At 51.6% G+C, this 21,757-nt stretch carries 24 protein-coding genes (1 of these 24 cut by a window edge); 1 reads left to right on the top strand and 23 read right to left on the bottom strand.

What is annotated here, in order from left to right; genetic code table 11:
* From lysS to NSQ24_RS01625, 18 genes are all read right to left on the bottom strand, one after another.
* Window positions 1-138, bottom strand: partial view of a lysine--tRNA ligase gene (gene lysS, locus NSQ24_RS01710; RefSeq protein WP_003390348.1) — the start only. It extends 1,383 nt beyond the left edge of the window; the window shows 138 of its 1,521 coding nt (coding positions 1-138); its start codon is at window positions 136-138; its stop codon lies beyond the left edge, outside the window.
* Window positions 139-239: 101 nt separating this feature from the next.
* Window positions 240-716: a transcription elongation factor GreA gene (gene greA / locus NSQ24_RS01705; protein ID WP_003390347.1), complete on the bottom strand. Its 477-nt coding sequence runs from the start codon at window positions 714-716 to the stop codon at window positions 240-242.
* Between the two features lie 218 nt (window positions 717-934).
* The gene (gene dusB / locus NSQ24_RS01700; protein ID WP_003390346.1) at window positions 935-1,963 is read right to left on the bottom strand and encodes a tRNA dihydrouridine synthase DusB; all 1,029 of its coding nucleotides are present in this window, start codon (window positions 1,961-1,963) and stop codon (window positions 935-937) included.
* 96 nt (window positions 1,964-2,059) lie between these two features.
* The gene (locus tag NSQ24_RS01695) at window positions 2,060-2,272 is read right to left on the bottom strand and encodes a helix-turn-helix transcriptional regulator (protein ID WP_003390345.1); all 213 of its coding nucleotides are present in this window, start codon (window positions 2,270-2,272) and stop codon (window positions 2,060-2,062) included.
* Complete coding sequence (gene folK, locus NSQ24_RS01690; RefSeq protein ID WP_003390344.1) at window positions 2,224-2,754, bottom strand: 2-amino-4-hydroxy-6-hydroxymethyldihydropteridine diphosphokinase; 531 nt, start codon at window positions 2,752-2,754, stop codon at window positions 2,224-2,226. The genes NSQ24_RS01695 and folK overlap by 49 nt, the downstream gene beginning before the upstream one ends.
* Window positions 2,754-3,122: a dihydroneopterin aldolase gene (folB, locus tag NSQ24_RS01685; protein ID WP_003390343.1), complete on the bottom strand. Its 369-nt coding sequence runs from the start codon at window positions 3,120-3,122 to the stop codon at window positions 2,754-2,756. Before folB ends, folK begins: the two co-directional genes overlap by 1 nt.
* Window positions 3,115-4,311 carry a dihydropteroate synthase gene (gene folP / locus NSQ24_RS01680; protein WP_174768866.1) on the bottom strand — a complete coding sequence of 399 codons (1,197 nt, stop codon included), beginning with the start codon at window positions 4,309-4,311 and terminating at the stop codon, window positions 3,115-3,117. Before folP ends, folB begins: the two co-directional genes overlap by 8 nt.
* Window positions 4,312-4,374: 63 nt before the next feature.
* A complete protein-coding gene (gene pabC, locus NSQ24_RS01675) occupies window positions 4,375-5,220 on the bottom strand; it encodes an aminodeoxychorismate lyase (RefSeq protein WP_122957697.1) in 846 nt (281 codons plus the stop codon).
* Between the two features lie 47 nt (window positions 5,221-5,267).
* Window positions 5,268-5,990: a twin-arginine translocase subunit TatC gene (gene tatC / locus NSQ24_RS01670; RefSeq protein ID WP_339167132.1), complete on the bottom strand. Its 723-nt coding sequence runs from the start codon at window positions 5,988-5,990 to the stop codon at window positions 5,268-5,270.
* A gap of 152 nt (window positions 5,991-6,142) precedes the next feature.
* Window positions 6,143-6,391 carry a twin-arginine translocase TatA/TatE family subunit gene (gene tatA / locus NSQ24_RS01665; RefSeq protein WP_003390338.1) on the bottom strand — a complete coding sequence of 83 codons (249 nt, stop codon included), beginning with the start codon at window positions 6,389-6,391 and terminating at the stop codon, window positions 6,143-6,145.
* A gap of 20 nt (window positions 6,392-6,411) precedes the next feature.
* Window positions 6,412-8,055 (bottom strand): PhoX family phosphatase, encoded by a 1,644-nt coding sequence (locus tag NSQ24_RS01660; RefSeq protein ID WP_035979683.1) that lies wholly within the window; start codon window positions 8,053-8,055, stop codon window positions 6,412-6,414.
* Window positions 8,056-8,225: 170 nt separating this feature from the next.
* Window positions 8,226-8,810 (bottom strand): aminodeoxychorismate/anthranilate synthase component II, encoded by a 585-nt coding sequence (gene pabA / locus NSQ24_RS01655; protein ID WP_003390336.1) that lies wholly within the window; start codon window positions 8,808-8,810, stop codon window positions 8,226-8,228.
* Window positions 8,807-10,327 (bottom strand): anthranilate synthase component I family protein, encoded by a 1,521-nt coding sequence (locus NSQ24_RS01650; RefSeq protein WP_031933452.1) that lies wholly within the window; start codon window positions 10,325-10,327, stop codon window positions 8,807-8,809. The genes pabA and NSQ24_RS01650 overlap by 4 nt, the downstream gene beginning before the upstream one ends.
* A 281-nt stretch (window positions 10,328-10,608) precedes the next feature.
* On the bottom strand, window positions 10,609-11,541 hold the full coding sequence (gene cysK / locus NSQ24_RS01645; protein WP_003390334.1) for a cysteine synthase A: 933 nt from the start codon (window positions 11,539-11,541) through the stop codon (window positions 10,609-10,611).
* Window positions 11,542-11,617: 76 nt separating this feature from the next.
* Window positions 11,618-12,517, bottom strand: a complete 900-nt coding sequence (locus tag NSQ24_RS01640) for a peptidyl-prolyl cis-trans isomerase (RefSeq protein WP_003390332.1) — start codon at window positions 12,515-12,517, stop codon at window positions 11,618-11,620.
* 200 nt (window positions 12,518-12,717) lie between these two features.
* Window positions 12,718-13,590, bottom strand: a complete 873-nt coding sequence (gene hslO, locus NSQ24_RS01635) for an Hsp33 family molecular chaperone HslO (protein WP_003390331.1) — start codon at window positions 13,588-13,590, stop codon at window positions 12,718-12,720.
* 182 nt (window positions 13,591-13,772) lie between these two features.
* Window positions 13,773-14,717 (bottom strand): sigma-70 family RNA polymerase sigma factor, encoded by a 945-nt coding sequence (locus NSQ24_RS01630; protein ID WP_031933451.1) that lies wholly within the window; start codon window positions 14,715-14,717, stop codon window positions 13,773-13,775.
* A gap of 359 nt (window positions 14,718-15,076) precedes the next feature.
* Window positions 15,077-15,985 carry a LysR family transcriptional regulator gene (locus tag NSQ24_RS01625; RefSeq protein ID WP_024984117.1) on the bottom strand — a complete coding sequence of 303 codons (909 nt, stop codon included), beginning with the start codon at window positions 15,983-15,985 and terminating at the stop codon, window positions 15,077-15,079.
* Between the two features lie 584 nt (window positions 15,986-16,569).
* Here NSQ24_RS01625 and NSQ24_RS01620 point away from each other — a divergent pair.
* Window positions 16,570-17,900, top strand: a protein-coding gene (locus tag NSQ24_RS01620) for an IS1182 family transposase (protein ID WP_122958896.1) whose coding sequence is annotated in 2 segments (ribosomal slippage) — window positions 16,570-17,110 and window positions 17,110-17,900 — 1,332 coding nt in all. Because the reading frame shifts where the segments join, the coding sequence is not laid out codon by codon here.
* A 102-nt stretch (window positions 17,901-18,002) separates the two neighbouring features.
* Here NSQ24_RS01620 and NSQ24_RS01615 read toward each other — a convergent pair.
* From NSQ24_RS01615 to NSQ24_RS01595, 5 genes are all read right to left on the bottom strand, one after another.
* The gene (locus NSQ24_RS01615) at window positions 18,003-19,328 is read right to left on the bottom strand and encodes a uracil/xanthine transporter (protein WP_024984077.1); all 1,326 of its coding nucleotides are present in this window, start codon (window positions 19,326-19,328) and stop codon (window positions 18,003-18,005) included.
* Window positions 19,329-19,824: 496 nt separating this feature from the next.
* Window positions 19,825-20,403, bottom strand: coding sequence for a hypothetical protein (locus NSQ24_RS01610; protein ID WP_003390327.1), 579 nt, complete (start codon window positions 20,401-20,403; stop codon window positions 19,825-19,827).
* Between the two features lie 152 nt (window positions 20,404-20,555).
* Window positions 20,556-20,969: a hypothetical protein gene (locus NSQ24_RS01605; RefSeq protein ID WP_003390326.1), complete on the bottom strand. Its 414-nt coding sequence runs from the start codon at window positions 20,967-20,969 to the stop codon at window positions 20,556-20,558.
* On the bottom strand, window positions 20,969-21,121 hold the full coding sequence (locus NSQ24_RS01600) for a hypothetical protein (protein WP_003390325.1): 153 nt from the start codon (window positions 21,119-21,121) through the stop codon (window positions 20,969-20,971). The genes NSQ24_RS01605 and NSQ24_RS01600 overlap by 1 nt, the downstream gene beginning before the upstream one ends.
* Window positions 21,122-21,123: 2 nt before the next feature.
* Window positions 21,124-21,531 carry a hypothetical protein gene (locus NSQ24_RS01595; protein ID WP_024984074.1) on the bottom strand — a complete coding sequence of 136 codons (408 nt, stop codon included), beginning with the start codon at window positions 21,529-21,531 and terminating at the stop codon, window positions 21,124-21,126.
* Window positions 21,532-21,757: the final 226 nt, after the last annotated feature.

Here is a 21,757-nt window from a genome sequence, read left to right as displayed (position 1 = left end):
TTTCTGTTCAAACTTCTTCCCAAATGGGTCAAGGCCCCATTCTCGAAGCTGATTCATTTTGTCATGGCGCACTTGCAGCAACTCATGAAGACTTTCCTGTTGCTGTTCTTGCTGCTGTTGGTCTTGCTCGTTATTCATAGCCTCATTCACTCCTTACCATACCTTGGTGACGATTTGGGCGGCTGGATAAATAGCGATACGGCGTACCCTTTTATCAAGGTACGCCTTGTTTCAGCCGATTACAAGTTAATATCGAGAATTTCGTACTGGATAACGCCTGCCGGAACTTGCACGTCGACAATGGATCCTTTTGCTTTTCCGAGCAACGCCTGACCTACCGGAGATTCGTTGGAGATCTTGTTGTTCATCGGATCGGACTCAGCCGACCCTACGATCGTGTACATCACAATGTCCCCGAACTCCAGATCTTTCAGCTTCACTGTCGATCCTACGCTTACGACGCCGGTGTCCACGTCTTCGTTCGTAATGATGCGAGCGTTGCGCAGCATCTTTTCCAGGGTAAGAATACGCCCTTCGATGAATGCCTGCTCGTTCTTCGCCTCTTCGTACTCGGAGTTCTCGCTAATATCTCCATAGCTGATCGCTTCTTTAATCCGTGCTGCAACTTCCTTGCGTTTAACCGTTTTCAAATCTTCAAGCTCTTGTTCGAGTTTTGCCAAACCTTCTGGTGTGAGAATCACTTCTTTTTCCGACATGGTTCAATTCCCCCGTTTAAAATAATTCCTTTCGCACTGGGTAAAGTACAAAGGATTATATGTAGATGCTCTATACAATATACAGGCAGAACGTGAATGCCAAGCTGTCGACTCCAATTGTCATAGGGAAAGCTGCCAGAGTGAACTGGCAGCTTACGTCCCGATAATACGACGTATTATAGGATATGAAGGAACCCTTGTCAATGTTTAGGATACCGTTAGTAGCTCACTGCTTCTTCCTGGGGCAGAGCTGCTTCTTCATCCACATCGTCTGCATGGTTTTCGACCCATTCCACATACTCCGTCAGGACGCGGCGAAGCTCTTCTTCTGTCTCGACAGCGTTGATCAGGTTTTTCGTATGGGTAGAACCCTTTAAGCCTTTGAGGTACCAGGCGGCGTGTTTGCGCATTTCCAGCACGCCTACTCGCGGCCCTTTCAATGCGATCAGCCGCTCGGCATGCAGCATGCAAATCTCCATCTTTTCACGCGGAGTCGGCTCAGGCAGCAATTCTCCCCGGGTGAGATACTGGACGGTCCGGTACAGCATCCACGGATTGCCCAAAGCTGCACGACCGATCATTACGCCATCGCAGCCGGTTGTATCCAGCATGCGGCGAGCGTCTTCCGGCGAAGCCACGTCACCGTTCCCGATGACCGGAATGGAGACCGCTTCCTTGACGCGGCGAATCCAATCCCAATCCGCTTTCCCCTTGTACATTTGAACACGGGTGCGTCCGTGAACGGCAACGGCCTTGGCCCCTGCACGTTCTATCGCCTGGGCGTTTTCAATCGCGTACATGTGCTCCTCGTCCCAGCCAAGCCGCATTTTGACGGTAACCGGCTTCTCTACGGCATCCACTACAGCGGAAACCACTTCGTAGATTTTATTCGGGTCCAGCAGGAGCCTTGCACCGGCATCGCAGCTGACGATTTTCGGAACCGGGCACCCCATGTTGATATCAATGATATCGGCGTTTGTATATTGATCGACATGTTTCGCCGCCGCTACGAGCGTTTCCTTGTCGCCGCCAAAAATCTGCAGGCTTAGCGGTTTTTCGCGCTCATCGACAAACAGCATATCCATCGTCTTCTTGTTTCCGTGCACGATCGCTTTGTCGCTTACCATTTCAGCGCAAACGAGACCTGTGCCAAACTCCTTTGCAATCAAACGAAATGCAGGGTTGCATACCCCTGCCATCGGAGCAAGAACGACGTTGTTTTTCAACTCAATGTTTCCGATTTTCATTTATCATTCAACCTCCTTTTCCCGCAGTTCCGCAGGGAGTCATACACACACCACGGCCCGACGAGTGGATGGAGAGGCTAAGCCCCAAGAAAAAAGTTATTTATTATTTATAGCACATAATTCCTCATAATCAACCTGTAAAGTGCTGGCGATCTTCCGCAGCACAGGCTCGGTCGGCATTCGCGTTCCTCTTTCCAGCGATCCGACAAAAGAGAGCGAGACGCCCATCTTTTCTGCCAGCGACTGCTGTGTCAAGCCTTTCAGTTTGCGGAATGACCGGATCCGGTTTCCCAGACGATTGTTCCCCATTTTTGTACCCCCTTGTCATCTTGCGGCAACAACCTGAGGAAATCGTCTAAAGGCCGGTTAAATACAGGCAGCAAGCCACCCTCCAAGACGTCGCGCAAAGGAACGAGCACGAAAGCCCGCTCTGTCATTGCAGGATGAGGGATGGTCAAATGCTCCTGATCCAGCGCTGTGTCTCCGTACAACAGCACATCGATGTCAATGGTCCGTGGCCCCCAACGAATCGTTCGCACACGTCCCAACTCCTGTTCGACTGCCAGTGCACTCTCCAGCAGCTTCTCCGGAGTCAGATCCGTTTCTACAGCAACAGCCATATTCAGAAACGCCTCCTGATCGACAAAGCCGACCGGAGCGGTTTCGTATACAGGTGAAATGCGGACGACCGAAATCCCTTCTCGTCCGTGCAGCTTTTCAACTGCTTGTCGCAAATTATCCGCCCGATCGCCCATGTTGGAGCCGAGCGCCAAGTACGCACGCACCGTCATTAGGCACTACCCTCTCTTTTGCGGCTCATCTCGATGGCAACGGAATCATAGTGGCCGTTGATCGGAGGATCAGGCTTTGTCACCCTGACTTTTACTTCTGAAAACGGAAACGCCTGCAGCAATCGATCCGCAATCCGCGCGGTCAATGCCTCCACCAGGTTGTAACGCTCTTTTTCTACTATTTGTTGCACACAATGAAATACATCGGCGTAATTCACGGTATCGTTTAGGTCGTCGCTTGCTCCTGCCCGAGACAAATCCATAGACAGTTCCAGATCGACATAAAATCGCTGCCCCAGCTTGGCCTCGGCTTCAAACACTCCATGATAACCGTAGAACGCCATTCCATTAAAATAAATTTTATCCAATTAGGCCGCCCCCTTTCAACATCGCGTCCATCATGGCGGTCACTCGCTTCATTTCCTTGACGTCGTGGACACGAACAATCTGGCAGCCCTTCGCTACGCCTAAAGCTACCGTGGCGGCAGTCCCTTCGAGGCGCTCCTCCACCGGCAGATCCAGGACGCGCCCGATCATCGATTTGCGCGATGTTCCCAGCAGGACCGGATAGCCAAGCGCCACCAGGTCATCCAATCGGCGCATCGCCTCGAGATTTTGCTCCAGCGATTTGGCAAAGCCGATGCCCGGATCGAGAATGATCATCTCGTCACGGACCCCCGCTTCCCTGGCAATCGCGACGGACTTACGCAAATCTCTGACCATATCGCTGAAAAAGTGGGTGTAGGCGGTATCCTCGCGGTTGTGCATGAGAATAATCGGCACCTCATGCTGGGCGGCCACTTCTGCGATTCTTCTGTCTTTTTTGGCTCCCCAGACGTCATTGATGATATGGGCGCCGGCACGAATCGCCTGTTCGGCTACCTCGGACTTGTACGTATCGACCGACAACGGCACGGAAAGCTCCTCGACCAACGCACGCACAACCGGAATCACCCTGTCCAGCTCCTCGGCCAGCTCTACGGGAGCCGATCCCGGACGGGTCGATTCTCCGCCGATATCAATGATGTCCGCGCCTGCTTCTACCAGGGCACGCGCCTGGGCTATCGCCCGCTCGATGTCCGTATAGCGGCCGCCATCGGAAAAGGAGTCAGGCGTGACATTTAAAATCCCCATGACGAGCGTCTTTTGTCCGAGCGGCAGCACATGGCTTTTGCAGTGAATGGCTTTTCTTTGCCGAAGCTGGCGACGCATCGCGAGCAGCTCCCGCACTTCCGCAGCCGCTACCCGCAGTCCGTCTGTCTGATCCGGGATGCGTTCGAGCAATGCCTGCCACTGTCCGTATGTACCCTTCATATATAGGTCGGTTAAATCGGGAAGAGCCGGATTGTCGTGCATGACAGCGTCTCCGCCGAGAAGCTGCATCTCTTTTCGCAGCAATGCCGCCTCTTCAAAAGCAAGCCTCTCGACATGAATCTGCAATGGCTCTCCCGCATCGGCAAAACGCTCCCTGTCGGCAGGCTTGACTCCTTGGCAGGCGAGCTCTTCTTCTACTTCCATGCGGTTTTGAGCGTGAATCACGAATGGATTATGAATCATGAGCCTTGCTTCCTTTCGCGTCTTGAATCTCTCGTTGACATGTTGTCTGATAGCATACCATAATTACCCACCACACGCTACAGACTCACGGTACGCCAGGTGCAGCGCCTGCGTATAGCTTCCATAAGCGGCAGGAAGTACCTTTCCATTCACCTCTGATACCGGAACGATCTCCTGGATGGAATTCGTCACAAACGCCTCGCTGGCACTCTCCAGCTCCTCCAGCCGATAAAAGCCCTCTTGCACAGGGATGTCCAGCTTTTGGGCCAGATTCAGCACGTGCCTCCTCGTGACCCCGTCCAGTATGCCCGTTTCGACTGCGGGCGTAAACATGCTGCCGTCTCGAATCCAGAAAAGATTGCTCACGATCCCTTCGGCCAGATAGCCGTCATGGGTCAAAAATAGGCCTTCGACGTCGGTTTGGTTCCCGACCTCCAGACGGGCCAGGGCATTGTTCAAGTAATTGTGCGACTTGAAGCGAACCGGGCCTTCCGCTGTCTGGCGGGGAATCGACAATACTTGCAGCCGCTTCGGACGAGGGGGCAGCGCGATCGGCGGAACGCTTTTTGCAAAAATAAACAGGGACGGACGAGCATATCCTTCCGTCACCAGTCCTACACCCTCGTTGCCTCCCGTTATGCTGATCCGCACGTATGCATCCGCAAGGCCGTTCGCTTTGGCTGTTTGCAGGATGGCCGCCTCCAGCTCTGCGGAGCTCCACGCATTCCTTATGTGCAACGCCAAAAGCCCGGCGGATAACCGGGCGAAGTGTTGATCCCACAGAAACAGCCGTTCCTGATAGACACGCACAGTCTCAAACAAGCCGATCCCGTACAAAAATCCATGGTCCAAAACAGACACCGCCGCCTGCTCGGCAGGGACGATCTGTCCATTCACATACACGTACATGGCATTCTCTCCCGCTATCCTTCTTGGAGAGCATCATACCATATTTCTCAGCCGATCTGCGCGGTCTCCTCCAGCCGTTTGCGGTGGATGAAACGGGAGATGGTGATCGACATTTCGTACAGAGCGATCAAAGGGACGATCACCAGCACATCGGAGACCAGATCAGGAGGTGTAATCGTGATGGAAATGACCGAAAGGAGAAAATACGCCGGCTTTCGCAGCTTGGCCAGCCGGTGCGGATTGAGAATGCCCAGATGGCTGAGAAACAGCACGATTACAGGCAGCTCGAACAAAAGTCCAAACGGAACGCAAATATTGAGCATGAATGTAAAGTAGTCATTCGCCGTGATGACGAGATCGAAATTGCCGTTGGACAATCCGAGCACAAATTGATACATCAAGGGAAACAATACGAAGTAGGCAAAGCCGAGCCCGATCAAAAACAGGAAAAAGAGCGCCGGTATATACAGCAAGGCTACTTTGCGCTCCTGCTCGGTCAGTGCCGGCACGACAAAACGCCAGGCTTGATAAGCGATGATCGGGATGGTGATAGCAATCGCTCCGACCGCGGAAAGCTTGATGTAGATAGACAAAATGTCGTTGGGACCGAGAATCGCCAGCTTTTCCTCCGAACGGCTCGCCAAAAAATGATAGATGTGATCTACGAACAAAAAGCACGTCACGAGACTGATGACAAAGGAAGCCAGAACGATGATCAGTCGGCGGCGCAGATCGGTCAGGTGTTCGAGAAACGGCATGGCTCGCCCCATGGCTCACTCCTCCTCCTCGTGAAAAAGTACACAAAGCCCGGTAAAAATGGCACAATGCGGCTTAAAACGACCGGGTTTTCTCAATATATCCTGCCGGGCAGCGGCAAAGGGCAGTGCGCGCGCGGCACACCACCCTTCTCCCTGCAGATGGTTTAGTTAACTCGATTCAAGGATTCTTCACCGTTTTTGCCGGCAAGGACGACTGCCTTGTCAGGCGTATCCTTGTCCTTCTGCTTTTTCTCGTCGTCCTCGTCCTTGGTCAGATCTTTGGCAGCCGACTTGAATTCGGTCAGGGTGCGCCCAAAGGCTCTCCCGATCTCAGGAAGCTTGCTCGGACCGAAGATGACGAGGGCAATGATCAAAATGAGGATAAGCCCGGGAATACCGATGCTGGACAACATGGCTGGCTACACTCCCTTTTTTAGAAGCCGGTAACAGCGATAACACCCGGCATGGCGACAGCATTGCCGCCTTTTGGCCAGTGGCTGGTCGGCTGATCGTAGGATTTCAGGTTTTCACCAGGATGCTGGACGGACAGGAACAGGGTCGTTTCATCCGGAGTAAACCACGGTCCGGTCATTTCCGCTCCTACTGGCGCAGAAGCAAATTGTGCCACTTCTCCTTTGTTTGCCCCGGTTGTCGGGATAAAGAAGATGCCGTTGTTGCCAAACGATTTGTAAATGCCGCTGTTCATGGACGAGGAAGAAATGTCCGTCACAACCCACAGGTTGCCTGCGCTGTCGAACGCCATGTTGTCTGGAGCAGCAAATCCGCTTTGCGGTCCGCCGGCGGCAAAGATTTCAAAGGTGAAGTCCAGACCGGCATGGTTGCCGTCTTTTTCAAACAGGCGGACAATTTGGCCGTAGAAATTTCCGTGCTTGGAGTTGTTCGTCATGGCGATAAAGACACTGCCGTCGATTGGATGCACTTCTACGTCCTCCGGGCGATCCATCGGAGTCGCTCCCACTGCTTTTGCAGCTTCGCGGCAATTCACGAGCACATCCGCCTGAGAGGCAAACAACGCTTTGCCGTCACTGTCGGTCGCTTTTTGCAGCGCTTCGTTGGAGGCGAAATCAAGTGCGATCCACTTTCCTTTGCCGAAGTTGGCTACATACAACGTGCCTTCCTCCAGCAGCTTGGAGTTTTGTTTGCCGTCGCTTGGATTGAACTTTCCTTTGGAAACGTACTTGTAGACGTACTGGTCGTTGGCGTCATCGCCCATGTACACGACAAGCTGTCCGGTAGGAGCGATGACCATCGCTGTATTTTCATGAGAGAACCGTCCCAGGGCCGTGTGCTTCTTCGGTGTCGATGCGGGATCAAAAGGATCGACCTCGACAACCCAGCCATAGTGGCGATTATCCTTCAGTCTGCAATCGTCGACGACATCCTGGAAGTTTTCTTCGCAGGACAATATCGTGTTCCACAAGGTCACTCCGCCGGAGCAGTTGGCGAAGGTACCGATTACTTCTTTGGCAAGGGAAGCGGCGGGGCCCGTCAATTCATGCTTGGTCAGCCCGCTCACACGGCGGCCGTATTTGGAGTCTGGAACCAGCTTCCATCTGCCGCCCTCGCGTTTTACCTCCACGACCGAGCCGCCCAGTGCGTACAGATACTTCTGGACTTGCTCTGCGGTGCGCTTGTTTTGCTTCGGATCGGCATTCAGCACATCGTAGCCGGTAACGTAGTACTCCAGCTCGCCCAAGTATTCATGATTGACCCAGAGGAGGCCGTGATCGGCGCTGCCGTCGATCGGCAGGAAGCAGGTGAAATCAGCATTGAACCCGAATGTATCCCCGTTCTGATTGATCCTGTCTCCGTAGACTGCGATCACATCATACTTGTACCCGCTAGGCAGCACAACATCGTCCTTGGTGGATGGCTCAATCGGCTTGAATTTCGGATTGAACTTGTGCTTCTTGTCTTCCAGCCCAAACAGATGATCAGCCGTTTTCCCGGAGATCGATTGCCCTGCAGCCAATGCAGGAATGCCTGTAGCCAGAGAGGCAAGGGCTGCCGTACCTGCACCCAGATAGGTCAAAAATTGTCGACGGTTCACGTCCATTCGCGTTCGCTCCTTTGTCTCTTTACTCACCTCCCGATTGTACAAGCCGTTCGTCTAGTTACTGTGAAAGCATGATTAAGAATGCGTAAAACTGTTTGTATGTTCTGTAAAGAAACAAAAAAGACCGCTCGCAATTTACGAGCAGTCTTGGACTATCGTGTTGTTGTACTCTATTTCACAGGTTCCTTTGCGTATGCTGTCAGGAAGTTTTGCAGCAGCTTCTTGCCGTGTTGGGTAATGATCGACTCCGGGTGGAATTGCACGCCCTCGATCGGATATTCGCGATGGCGCAGGGCCATGATTTCCCCTTCTGCCGTTCTCGCGGTCACTTCGAGCTCGGGAGGCAGCGTCGCTTCCTCCACGATCAGCGAATGGTATCGCGCAGCAGTAAACGGCGACGGAATGCCGGCAAAGATCGTCTTGCCGTCGTGGAACACCTCTGACGTCTTGCCGTGCATCAGACGTTCCGCGCGAAGCACCTTGCCTCCGAACACCTGACCAATCGACTGATGGCCCAGGCATACGCCCAGGATCGGAATTTTCCCGGCGAAATGGCGAATCGCCTCCATGCTGATGCCCGCTTCGTTGGGCGTGCAAGGCCCGGGGGAAATCATCAAATAGTCGGGGGCCAGCTGTTCGATTTCTTCCAGCGTGATTTTGTCATTGCGGCGGACCTGCAACTCCTGCCCCAGCTCGCCTACATATTGCACCAGGTTGTACGTAAAGGAATCGTAATTGTCAATCATCAGAATCATACGCTCTTCTCCTCTCGACTCTTCTTTCTGTTCTCGCTCAACTCCAAAGCCTTCCACAACGCTTCCGCCTTTTTCAGCGACTCGAGATACTCCGCTTGCGGCTTGGAATCAATGACGATCCCTGCACCTGCCTGTACATGCGCCATACCGTCCTTGACGACCATCGTACGGATCGCGATGTTGGTCTCCACGTCACCGTGAAAGCCAAACCAGCCGATGGAACCGGTGTAGACGCCGCGTTTGACGGGCTCCAGCTCCTCGATGATTTCCATCGTCCTGACTTTGGGCGCTCCTGTGATTGTCCCGCCCGGAAAAGCGGCTGCCACAGCGTCAAAGGCATCCTTGTCCTCCGCCAGCTCCCCTTCCACGTGAGAGACGATATGCATGACATGCGAGTATTTTTCCACGACCATGAACTCGCTGACGTGCACGCTGCCATAGCGGCTGACCCGCCCGAGATCGTTTCGCTCCAGGTCGACCAGCATGACGTGCTCGGCCCTCTCCTTCTCGTTTTCGACCAGCTCTTGCACGAGCGCGTTGTCCTCTGCCTCATTTTTCCCGCGGGGTCTTGTCCCGGCGATCGGGCGCGTGCTGACCTTTCCGCCCTTCGCCTTGATGAGCAGCTCCGGCGAGGCGCTGACCAGCTGAAATTCGGGAAAATGGAGGTAGCCCATGTAAGGGGACGGGTTCAGCTTGCGAAGGACATCGTACACTTCCGGGGCCGACACTTGCATCGGCTTGCTCTGGCGTACAGAGAGGTTCACCTGAAAGACGTCGCCAGCCGAAATGTAGGACTGGACCCGGCGTACCGCTTCCTCAAACTGCTCCTGGGCAAACGATACCTGCACAGGTTCCTTGGACTCCAGAGGGCGTTTTCGCAAGGCATCCCAATCGCTGCCGTCCTCGCCTTTTTCCGCCAAGGCAACGCGATCCAGCTCCTCGGCCAGCCGTTCCAGCCGAATCCGCGCAGCGTGGTACGAATCTTCCGTCAATGAACCGGAGGGCAAATGCGTCAGACAAAAGCATTCACGTGTCGCATGATCAAAGACAAAAACGTCTTGCATTATCATAACATACAGATCGGGCAGCTGTAAGTCGTCCAGGGCAATCTGCGGCAGGCCCGGTTCAAAAAAGCGGTTCATCTCGTAGCTGAGGTAGCCGACTGCTCCTCCGTAAAAGTCGGGAAAGTCCGGGATGGCCGGTGTCCGGTAGCGGGCCAAAAAGCGCCGCAGCGCATCCAACGGATTTTCTCCCTCGAGAGCCTCAGTCCGCTCGTCCGCATAAGCAACCACCGTATAGTTGTTCCTGCTGCTGACTGTTGCGATCGGCTGACAGGCGAGATAGGTGTAGCGTCCTGCACGGCCGCTTTCCAGGAGTACAGCCCCCTCCAAGGACGGCTGCAGAGCTTGCAGAAGGTCCCAGGGGTCCAGGCTGTCCGGCCATGCCACACGCTTTGCTAACGGGACGTAAGGATAAGAAGCTGCATATTGGGTCAGATCGGAAAAGGAAGGCACGATCACAAGGTTCACACTCCGGTATGCATACTAAAAACATCTAGCACTAGCATATCATAACCGCTGCCCTTGTCCTTAGCTGTTTGTTGCCAATGTCCTTAGCTGTTTGTTGTTGCCAATGTCCTTGGCTCCTGTTTGTTGCCAAACGGCTTGCTTCTAGGCTGCGGTTGCCGTCGTCACTTTGCACGGGAAAGCCCGCCCCACTGTTTCCAAACAGAGCCTTTTCGGTACATAAAAAAGACGCCGGCCGAAGCCGACGTTCTGTTTGCCATTTTGTGATGTCCTTATTCTTCGAATTGATACAGCGGAGTGGAGAGGTAGCGTTCTCCGTTGCTCGGAATGACGACTACTACCTTTTTCCCCTTGCCCAGCCTTTGGGCCACCTTGAACGCAGCATAAATGGCAGCTCCCGAAGAAATGCCGCCGAGAATTCCTTCGTTGCGGGCTACATTGCGGGCCGTTTCAAAGGCTTCTTCGTTTTCGACCTTGATAATCTCGTCGTAAATCTCGGTATCCAGCGTATCGGGGACAAAACCGGCACCGATTCCTTGAATCTTGTGAGGACCTGGCTTGCCTCCAGAGAGAACAGGGGAAGCTGCCGGCTCGACTGCGATGATCTGCACGCCCGGAAAATTCTCGCGCAGCACTTGACCTACGCCCGTAATCGTACCACCGGTCCCGACACCGGAGATAAATGCGTCGATGCCGCCAATCTCTTTGCCCTGCTCCAGCAGCTCTTGTCCCGTCGTCTCACGGTGAACCTTTGGATTGGCCGGATTTTTAAACTGCTGCGGAATAAAATAGGAAGGGTTCTCCTTAACCAGCTCCTCCGCTTTTCGGATCGCTCCGCCCATTCCTTCTGCGCCAGGCGTCAGTACCAGCTCAGCTCCATACGCCCGGAGCAGATTGCGCCGTTCCATACTCATCGTCTCAGGCATGACCAAAATAGCCCGATACCCTTTGGCAGCTGCTACCATTGCCAGGCCGATACCGGTATTTCCGCTCGTAGGTTCAATGATGGTATCGCCCGGTTTCAGTTTCCCCTCTGCCTCGGCTGCCTCAATCATGGCCAGTGCAATCCTGTCTTTGACACTGCTGCCCGGATTGAAGAACTCCAGCTTCAGGTAAATGTCTGCCATGTCTTCGCTGACAACCCGGTTCAGCTTTACCAGAGGTGTATAACCGATCAAATCCGTAATCGAATTGGCAACACGCATGTCTCCGTCCCCCTTTTAATAACCGAGTAAATTGGTAGGTTTTATTGGTTAATTATATCAATGAAAGCCCATCAGGTCAATTGGGCATTTGCCCATTCTTCACCCCGACGGATTGGCGCAATCGCTCCAGTACGGCATCGAGGGATTCAACCTGTGCCAATGCCATTTCCCTGCGAATGTCTTCCTTCGCCTGCTCGAATGTAATCTGCTCCGCTTCTTTCCGGTCCGAAAGCCGATAAATGTAGTATTTCCCGCCGCTCTCCACCGGAGGGCTGTTTTTCTCCAGCTCCAGAGAAGAGAGAATGGTTTTGGCCTCGTCGGTGAGGCTGCTGTCTGTAAGCGAGACCCAGCCCGCATCCCCGCCGTTTGGCGCCGTGAGCGGATCGATGGAGCGTTCCTTGGCGAGCGTGGCAAAATTGGCCCCGTTTTTCAATTCCTGCAGCACCTGCTCGGATTCCTCGCGGGAAGCGACGACGATTTGCCACAATCTCACTTTCATCGGATGGGTGTAGCGGTCAGCGTGGGTGGCGTAGTACGTCCGCAGTTCTTCGTCGGAAATGGAAATATCCTGGATAGCCAGCTCCTGCAACAGCATTTGATAGGTGATTTCCTGCTCTACAGCTTCTGGAGTCGTGCCTCCCTGCTGCTTCAGGGCATCGCGAAACTCGCTGTCTGTCTGGCTTCCGTAGCTCTCCCGGATTTGGTCCATTTCTTTGCTGATTCGTTTGGGATCAATCGTGATTCCCAGCCGCTTCGCCTCCTGAAAGACGGCCTCCCGATTGATCATATCAGCAAGCACCTGCTGGCCGTGCTTTTCCTTCAACATCTCGATCCAGTCGGCCTCGCTGATCGTCCGATCTCCCACCACGGCTGCCGTATGCAGCTTGGCAGCGGACTGGTACCACGACCAGCTCACTGCCAAAAGCAGCAGCACCAGGGCGGCAATCAATCCCCACAGCGTCTTTGTATTGTTCACGCCATCTCCTCCCTTGCTTTTCCAAACGATTCAAAAACAGAGCTGAGACTTGTACCGCCGCAAAACGGATACAGCGGAGCGCAAGCAGGACAAAGTTAGCAGGACAAAGAGGACGGACCGCAAACGCACGAAGTCACCAACCCCTGTACCTCGGGACCGACTGCTTCTCTATCCCGGAGTGCCAGAAATGAGGCTGCCATTTACATGTTCCTGCGAATTTCCTCCAATTCCGGCTTCTCGAATAGGTATCGCTCGTTGCAGAAATGGCAGTGAGCCTCTGCTTCGCCCTGTTCGGAAATGATGCTGTCCATCTCATCTTTTCCGAGGCTGATCAACGCGCTTTTTACCTTTTCGTGAGAGCAGGAGCACGTAAAGTGAATTTCGGTACGGCTGAGAATTTTCGGCTCATCCAACACTTTTGCCAGAATTTCTTCAGGTGACAGCTGATCCGCGATCATCCGGGAGATTTGCGGGATTTGGCCCAAGCGCTCTTCGATTTGCGCGATCACATCATCTGGCGTGTTCGGCAGCAGCTGAAGAATAAAGCCGCCCGCAGCCAGTACGGAGCGGTCTTGCGGATTGACCAGCACCCCTACGCCGACCGCGGAAGGCGTCTGTTCTGAGCTCGCAAAATAGTAGGTGAAATCTTCGCCAATCTCGCCGGATACGATCGGAGAGCTGCCGCGGTATGGTTCTTTCATGCCCAGGTCCTTCGCCACATTGAGAAAACCATCTGTTCCTACCGCGCGGGCTACGTCGAGCTTCCCTTTCTCGTTCAGCTCAAAGTGCACGTGGGGATTCGTCACATAGGCAATTCCTTCCCCGTGGGCATTGGCCTCTGCCACGATCTGCCCGATCGGACCTCCGCCTTTGATTTTTACAGAAATTCGCTCCTCGCCTTTCAGCATCGCCCCCATCATCAGCGTTGCGGTCAAGGTCCTGCCTGCAGCAGCAGCTGCCGTATTCCACATGTCGTGGCGTCTGCGCATTTCCTCGACGGCATTCGTCGTCCGAGCAGCAAAAGCGCGGACATGTCCGTTAAATCCGGTTGCTCTTATCAAATAATCGCTCATAAAGCGATCCTCCTTCTCATAGATGAAATGAAGAGTATGTTCCTACCAGTTTACCACAAGAAGGGCCGGACTTCTCAAGCGAGCCCTGCTTGTAAGTGTACCCCTTTTACCAACACGCAAAAAAACCCCCTTCTTCCAGACAAGGGGGTGAATATGCAAAGTGTGTTTTTTAAGTAAGCTCGTCAGGTCAAATAATCCTTCAGGACGCGAGAGCCTTTTTGCTTGCGCAGCCGATCAATCGTCGTCGCTTCGATCTGGCGAATCCGCTCGCGGGTGAGGCCAAACATCTTCCCGACCTCTTCCAAGGTGTATACCTGATCGTTGTAGAGTCCGTAGCGCATGGCGATAATCTCCTGTGCGCGCGGGCTGAGCCTTTCCAGCGCGGCATGCATCTGGGAGCGAAGATCGACCTTTTCAATCCAGTCGTCCAGCGACGTCTCCGGGTCGTCGACAATTTCCGCATAGCTGAGGTATTCATCCTCATGCTCTGCCCATAAGCTGTCGGAATCCGGCTCGTCATCAATCGACTCCATTTTCAGCATCAACGCAAACTCAATCGCCTCCACTTTTTCCAGAGGCAGCTCCAACAAGGCGGCAATCTCCTGTCGGTCCGGCGTACGGCTGAGCAGATGGGCCAACTGAAGCACCTGTTTTTGGTACTGCCGAATTTGCTCATGCATGTGCACAGGAATCCGAATCAATGCACCCTTGTCATTGATCGCCCGGGTAATCGCCTGAGATATCCACCAGTGCGAATAATGGTAAAGGCGAACACCGCGTTCCACGTCAAATTTGTCAATGGCAGTAAACAGACCAATCGTTCCTTCCTGTATCAAATCCAGGAAGGGCATTCCCTTTCGAAGATGGCGCAAAGCCGTGCTGACTACGTACCGAAGATAGGCACGCACGAGTGTCTCACGAGCAGCCAGGTCTCCGTCACGCTGATAGCGAATCAGGCAGTCCAACTCTTCTTCTTTGTCCAGCATGGGTGTTGCAGCGACGCCTTCCAGAAACAGCAGAGCCGACGTGTCTGACCGCAAGGAGCGCGGCACGGCGATACCCAACTGAGCTTCAACTTCCCGCCAGCGACGGGGAGTGGACTGGAAAGTAGATGTACTCACAGTCATATGCAACCCTCACTTCTCTGAGAGAATATTCAAAAAGCAAAGCGTGGTCAGCCTTTTGAACAAACTCTTTTGAATGAATTTCCACGATGAGGTTCAGCCTGTTGAATGCTTGCAAAAAAGATCATGCTGTTACACGATGGTACTGTAAACGTATTTCGACAAAAAGCAGATCATTCCTGCCTGTTTACAGAATATTAACGGAAATGTAGGCAAATTATTGCTGGTAGCGCTTCCATTATCAGGCGTTGGCTCATCTGTGTTTGTTCCATCAAAATAGCTTCTGCTCAAGAGATTGAGAGGGGCAGAACAATCCGTCGAATCATGACGAAACCTGTAGAAACAGAGTGGATCTCCACTGTTTATAGAGTGAGGCTACTGGGTCCTCCCTCCTGGGCCATACCGGATACCATTTTGATGAAATGTTCGGCGGGTTTCCCCAGATAGGCATCCTTGTTCCAGATAATCCCGTAGCTCGCTGCCAAATCGGTCTCCTTTATTTCGTACGCATGAATATGATTTCTCTGCAAGTACTCAAACACGCTTTTGGGAACGATCGAGCTTCCGAAGCCCGCTTCAACCAGTTCTCCCAGCAACAGAATATCTGAGCATTCACAGCGTACATTCGGAGTGATATTCTGTTTCGCAAATTGCTCCATAATATAATGAAAGAGACCGGAGCCGGAGGTGCTCGGCAAAATAAGCGGCTGAGCCCTGATGGCCTCCAGCGTGACCGGTTCGCTATGTAAACGGCTTTCTTCACTAGAGGTAATATAATAGAACGTATCTGTTTGATAATGCAGGACAGAAAAATCAGAAAGATCGATCGGAAAACGAATAAACGCAAGATCGATCACTCTGTCTCGCAACAACTGGCATAGATGCGTAGTCTCATTTTGCTGAATTTTGTAGGTGACATATGGATAGGCTCTCTGAAAGTCCATCAGAAGCCCTGGCAGTTCCGGCACGGACAATGTATTTACCCCGATGCGCAGCCTTCCTCTTACACCCATTCCCGCTTCCTTCACTTTTACAGCAGATTCCTCCATCTGCCTGACGATCTGCAAGGCATGCCGGTATAGTTCCGCACCCGCTTCGGTCAGCTCCATCCTCCTTCCCTTGCGAATCAATAAGGGGACCCCGAGCTCCTCTTCCATTTGCGCGAGCTGTTGGCTGAGCGGGGGCTGGGACATATGAAGCCGCTTCGCTGCAGCAGTCAGATTCTCTTCCTCCGCAATGGCAATAAAGTAACGCAGCTGCCTGACATCCATGTTACGTTTCTCCTTTTACCCATCACTTCTATTCTCTCTCCTTACCATATCATATTGGGGCTTGCTTACAGGTGCTTCGTTCGATCGCTCAGAGTTGTTTATTTTGATCCTCAGTCTTGTTTATTGGCTCCCATGGGCTTGTTTATTTAACCTTGGTCTTGGTTATCCGCTCCTACAGACTGTTTATTAATCCTCGGTCTTGGTTATCCGCTCCTACAGACTGTTTATTAATCCTCGGTCTTGGTTATCCGCTCCTACAGACTGTTTATTGATCCTCGGTCTTGGTTATTCGCTCCTACAGACTGTTTATAATCCTCGCTCTTGGTTATTCGCTCCTACAGACTGTTTATAATCCTCGCTCTTGGTTATTCGCTCCTACAGACTGTCTATTTCGGTCCCTTCAGTCCGGGCTGTAAAAAAAGAAAAGCCGCTTACGAGCGGCCTCAGGCTGTCGAGAAAGTCGACAGCCATTTTTATTTCCCTGTATTTTATGACGACACCGCGTTAATGTGTTATAATATTCTTGTAATTACATTTACTGGCGGGTGATTATTGTGCTTTCCTCTAATGAAAAAAAGCAACAAATGCAATATGAATTTGTATGCCTTGATGAGTTGGTCCCGGAGGACCATTTGCTACGAGTTATTCAAAAGCATGTAGACTTCTCTTTCATCCGAGAAAAAGTACGCCAATACTATTGTGAAGATAACGGTAGACCAGCCATTGATCCGGTGGTTTTATTTAAAATGATTTTCATTGGATACCTTTACGGTATCCGGTCAGAAAGACAACTCGAAAAGGAAATTCAGACGAATATTGCTTACCGCTGGTTTCTTGGCCTTTCACTAACAGATCGAGTTCCAGACCACACTACCATCAGTTGGAATCGTCGAACTCGTTTTAAAAACACAAATGTTTTCCAAGAGATTTTTGATGAAATCGTTCGCCTTGCTATCCAACATCGCATGGTTGGCGGACGTGTTTTGATAAGTGATTCCACTCATCTGAAAGCAAATGCGAACAAACGTAAATTTAAGAAGCATGTTATTGAAAAATCTAGTCGAGCCTACCTTAGTGATTTAGAAGCAGCCATTAATGAAGACCGTGAAGCACACGGAAAAAAGGATTGAAGCCTAGAGAGGATGTGAAGGAAGAAAAGGAAATCAAGGTGAGTACTACTGATCCGGACAGTGGTTACATGGTTCGTGACGGAAAGCCTGAAGGCTTTTTCTATCTCGATCATCGGACAGTCGATCATAAGTACAATATCATAACTGATGTACACGTGACTGCGGGTAACGTTCATGATTCTGTTCCTTATGTAGATCGGCTACAACACCAAATTGAGAAGTTTGGGTTTACAGATACCATTGAAGCCGTTGCATTGGATGCTGGCTATTTAACTACTCCAATCTGCAAGGCTCTGCACGATCTAAATATCTTTGCCGTCATTGGCCATCGAGCTTTTTCACCTGTTAAAGGCCTTATCGCCAAATGGCGGTTTAAATATGATCCCGAAAAGAATGTCTATATTTGCCCCCAAAAACATGAGCTTGCTTATTCGACAACTGACCGTAACGGATACAGAATGTATAAGTCAAATAAAGAAATATGTAAGGCATGTCCGATGCTCACTATGTGTACACGGTCAAAAAATCACCAAAAGGTGATAACCAGGCATGTATGGGAAGAGAGTAAAGAATGGGTTCGACAGAACCGCTTAAGTAAGTCAGGAAAATACCTATACAGGTTGAGATACCAAACGATAGAGCGAAGTTTTGCAGATGCCAAAGAACTGCATGGACTTCGCTATTGTAGGTTGCGCGGACGTGAAAATGTCCAAGAGCAAGCGTTGCTGACAGCAACCGTTCAAAATATAAAAAAGATAGCACTCCACCTTGCAAAGGCATGTTAGGTGTGGTGCTATCTAAGACTTCCAGCACTTCGTGCTCAATTTTATTGTTATGAAAGAAGAAACTCCAACATATTGTGGGGTTTCTCGACAGCCTGAAGCCGCTTACGAGCGGCCTGCTTCTTGTTTGACTTCGATTTTGGCGAGCAATTTGTCCCAGTCGACCAGCTTTTCCATCAGGATGGATAAAAACACGCCCATGATCAGACCATTGGAGATGACGGGCTGAAGCAAAACAGGCAGGCTGCCGAAAAAGGCTGGCTGAACATTCATGATACTGACGCCAATCAACACCGGAGCGGCAATCCGAAAGATCGTCTCCGACGTAAAAATCGTACCTTTGATGGTATGCAGCGCTGTCCCGAACAATTGAAGGTAAGCAACCAATAAGACCGCATTGCCCACGGTCAGAGGCATCGTTCCGAGAAAAGCGCTGAGTGGCGGGATAACCCCGAGAAACGCGAACATGATTCCGCTAATAATGAACGGCTTTCGGTTCAGCAGCTGGGTGCTTTGCAGAAATCCGATGGAAGACGTAAAAGGAGTATACGGCACCAAGCCAAAAATAGCCGAAATCAAAGCAAAAATGCCCGTAACGAGAGTAGATCGCCTGTATTGACGATTGTCCGCCTGCTCCTTGTAAATGTCGGCAGCAGCTTGTATGGAAACAAACGTATTGGTCAGATTCAGCAGTCCCGCAAAAAATGAGACAGCAATGATTCCGTACTCCAGATTGGGAAAGCCGAAGGGGAACATGCGGAAAGTAACGTCCGCATTGCTCGGAGTCGGAAGATCGGACGGAAACAGCATCCGATAGAGAGCCCAACCGACAACCATGCCGATGAGTATCGAAAAATTGCCCAATCCTTTTTTGCCTTTGATCTTCAAGACACTCACGAAAACGACGACCCCGATGGAGAACAGCGCGACTGGAATGTCCACGGTGCCCTGCGCGGTTGTGATAAACATTCCTTTGAAAAAAATAAAAATGAGCTGAAAGGTCAACAGGAAGAGATAGACACTCATCACCATGGGTGTAATGATTTTTTGTACGAGCGGAAGGAGGTTGAATACAGCCAGCAGGATGATCGTGGCACCTGCCAGCAAAATCCCCGTCGCGATTCCTCCCCCGACCGCATGTATATCCATTCCAAGCGCCGATGCGGACAGACCCATATTGAGGATGAGTCCCCACATCAGGCCGGAATGGCTCTCCAGGATCGGATAGCGATGTCCGATCCACCCTTGCAGAATGCAGGCGATGCCGGTGAATAAAAAAGAGCACCGGATCGTCGCCTCAATCGCTTCCGCAGAAAGCTGAAACGCCGCTCCGACCGTTATGGGCACGACAACTGTGTTGGCAAAAATAAAAAAAAGCCACTGCACCGAGGACAAAAGGGTTACGGCAGCTTCTTTCTTTTTAACGAGCATGAACACCGCCTCCGCAATCAGCCATACATCATGACAGCGATACTATGACGTTATGCTAACACAGAGGCCCCATTCTCAAAAGTATCGATTTCCTTGTTATGGTATATGGAAAGGATATAGATTCGTAGCGGGACGAAGACGGGATCTTGGGCTGGGACCCTGGCTAGGTACTCTGTGACTGGGTGCTTCGTGCTGGATGCTTCGTTGCTGGATACTTCGTGACTAGGTACTTCGTGACTGAGTATTTCGTAGCTGGGTACTTCGTGGTTGGAAGCATTTGTAGCTGGGTACTTCGTGGCTGGGTCTTCGTGCTGAATACCTTGTGAAGGGGGACCTCAGACTGGGGATTTTGGTGTTGGGTACTTCGTAGTTGGATTGGTCAGATAAAAACCTCGGATGAAAAAACAAAGCGACCGCATTTGTTTTGCAGTCGCTAAAATGGAGCCAGCTCTATATGATTTGGATCAGGAAATGCTCTCTCTCGCCAACTCTTTTTTCACCATTTGACCTCCTCTACGCTGACCACCGGAAAAGCATGTGCTGGCAGCACGGGAACAAAAGGGCGTTCATTCACATAGGCAACGACGATATGAGAGGGGCCTACCATCGTTTTTGGGGCCAGCCGGAGCTCTTCTCCTTTTTCCGTCATTACCGTGATTTGCAGGAGTCCTCCCGCTGGCCTTCTGGCTCCTGTAACAACCCTGTCGAGCGAGAAGTCCGATCCATTGAAACGGAGAAATAGCTGGTGGTCGTTTCGCCATGATACAAAATCGATGTAATGCCGTACAAATGACAATGAATCCGTCGTAACGCTGTGCCCGGACGGAAGATACTTGTTGCCTTCCCGACGATATCCGCCGTTTTCCAGCATGCGCCTGTCGAACCGATCTAACGCTTCTTTTTCTAGTAAGTCAATGACGCCTTCGGTCTTCAAAACCGGATTTATCGCAAAAGTGGCGTGATGATTGGACAGTTCCAACAACATTTTGACTTCCGTTTTTTTCTGCATCGCCAGATCGGCATCGACCACAAATACACCTATTAATAGAAAGAACAGCAGCGCCGAAATGGACAATATGTTTATTCCCGTACATATCCCTCCGGAATCGTATGCAAAATACGCCGCAGATCTAGCATCACCAAACAATCTATTGGTCGATGTTTCATTCAGTGAAACGATCAGCGACCACGATCAAACGCCGTAAAGCTCTGAAGTGTACAGAGTGACTACAAATCATAGTCCATCATGTTCACCGTCCCATGCCGCACAACTCTCATCGTTTTCTCGCCGGGAAGCCAAGATACAAAGAGAGGAAACGGAAGCTCTGCCTGAAGGACAAATTCGTCTTCGTGGCTCCACAGAACAGGGTCTGCTGCCCGACTCCGCTGAATGTGGATGATCAATTCCTCTTCTGAAAGGGTTAACGATTTTTCTGCGAGTTCCTGTGACATAAAGGCACGGACTTTCCCCAATACCTCCGCATCCCCTCGGCCTCCGTGATTACTGATGTATTTTGTTGCGGCGGCGCTTACCTCCAGTAATTCGTTATGCGTTTGAACCACTGTGTGGACCTGCAAAATGCCCATCGGAACCAATAGCAGCACCATCACCTGCAAAAATACTGTGATGACTTGTCCCATCACTCGGTACCGAACCTTGTCACATTATGCAGAAGCTTTTCGAAAAACTGCATACTCACAGCCAACAGATTATCGGGACCTGTCATTAATACGTGGACGGTCAGCGGCAGTACCAGTACCATCAGTCCCAGGATTGCAAGGATTTTGTTCATAGTTACCACCCCGGGTCAAAATACTCGGAAGGACGGCTTCCGGTAAACGTAAAGGCCTTCTCCCCCTCCACAAACCGATTCATCCACTGAGAAAGACGTGATGGATAAACAGAAAGCGAGAGGGTGACCATTTCGTTTCGTTCCTTTCGGGCCCGTATGCCTTCCATCCGCGGATGACTCCCGGAGAAGGCGTCCCCAGAGACGTCCCACCCCAAGTCTCGCATCCTTTGAACATAATAATCAGCCAGTTGCGGCTCCAGATAGCCAATATCCTGCATGTCATCAAAGGCGTCCGCGTAAATGCTGCGGGCAATGGCTCGTTCCATGGCATACATCTCGTATGCCCCAATAGCGGAGAAAAGGATCAGCATAACAGCCAGGCAGATGAGAAAAACCTTCAATTTCAGCATGTTTTCTCCGGCAACGACCAACGCTGCCCATCATAAGACTCGGCTAATGAAAGCTGACGGTCGCCGCCTTGTACACCCTTTCCTTGTGGGATTGCTTCAACTGACCCTGGGGATCGCTCCCCCATAAAAAAGCGCACAGACTCCCTACCATGACCAATATGATTAAAAAAACTTGTAGTTGGAGCATAATCGATAGGAGTAGATTATCGACTTGAGTAGGAGTTGC

Source organism: Brevibacillus sp. FSL L8-0520 (assembly GCF_037963895.1).
In the GTDB taxonomy this organism is placed as follows: domain Bacteria; phylum Bacillota; class Bacilli; order Brevibacillales; family Brevibacillaceae; genus Brevibacillus; species Brevibacillus borstelensis.
This window is presented reverse-complemented; position numbering and strand designations above follow the sequence as displayed.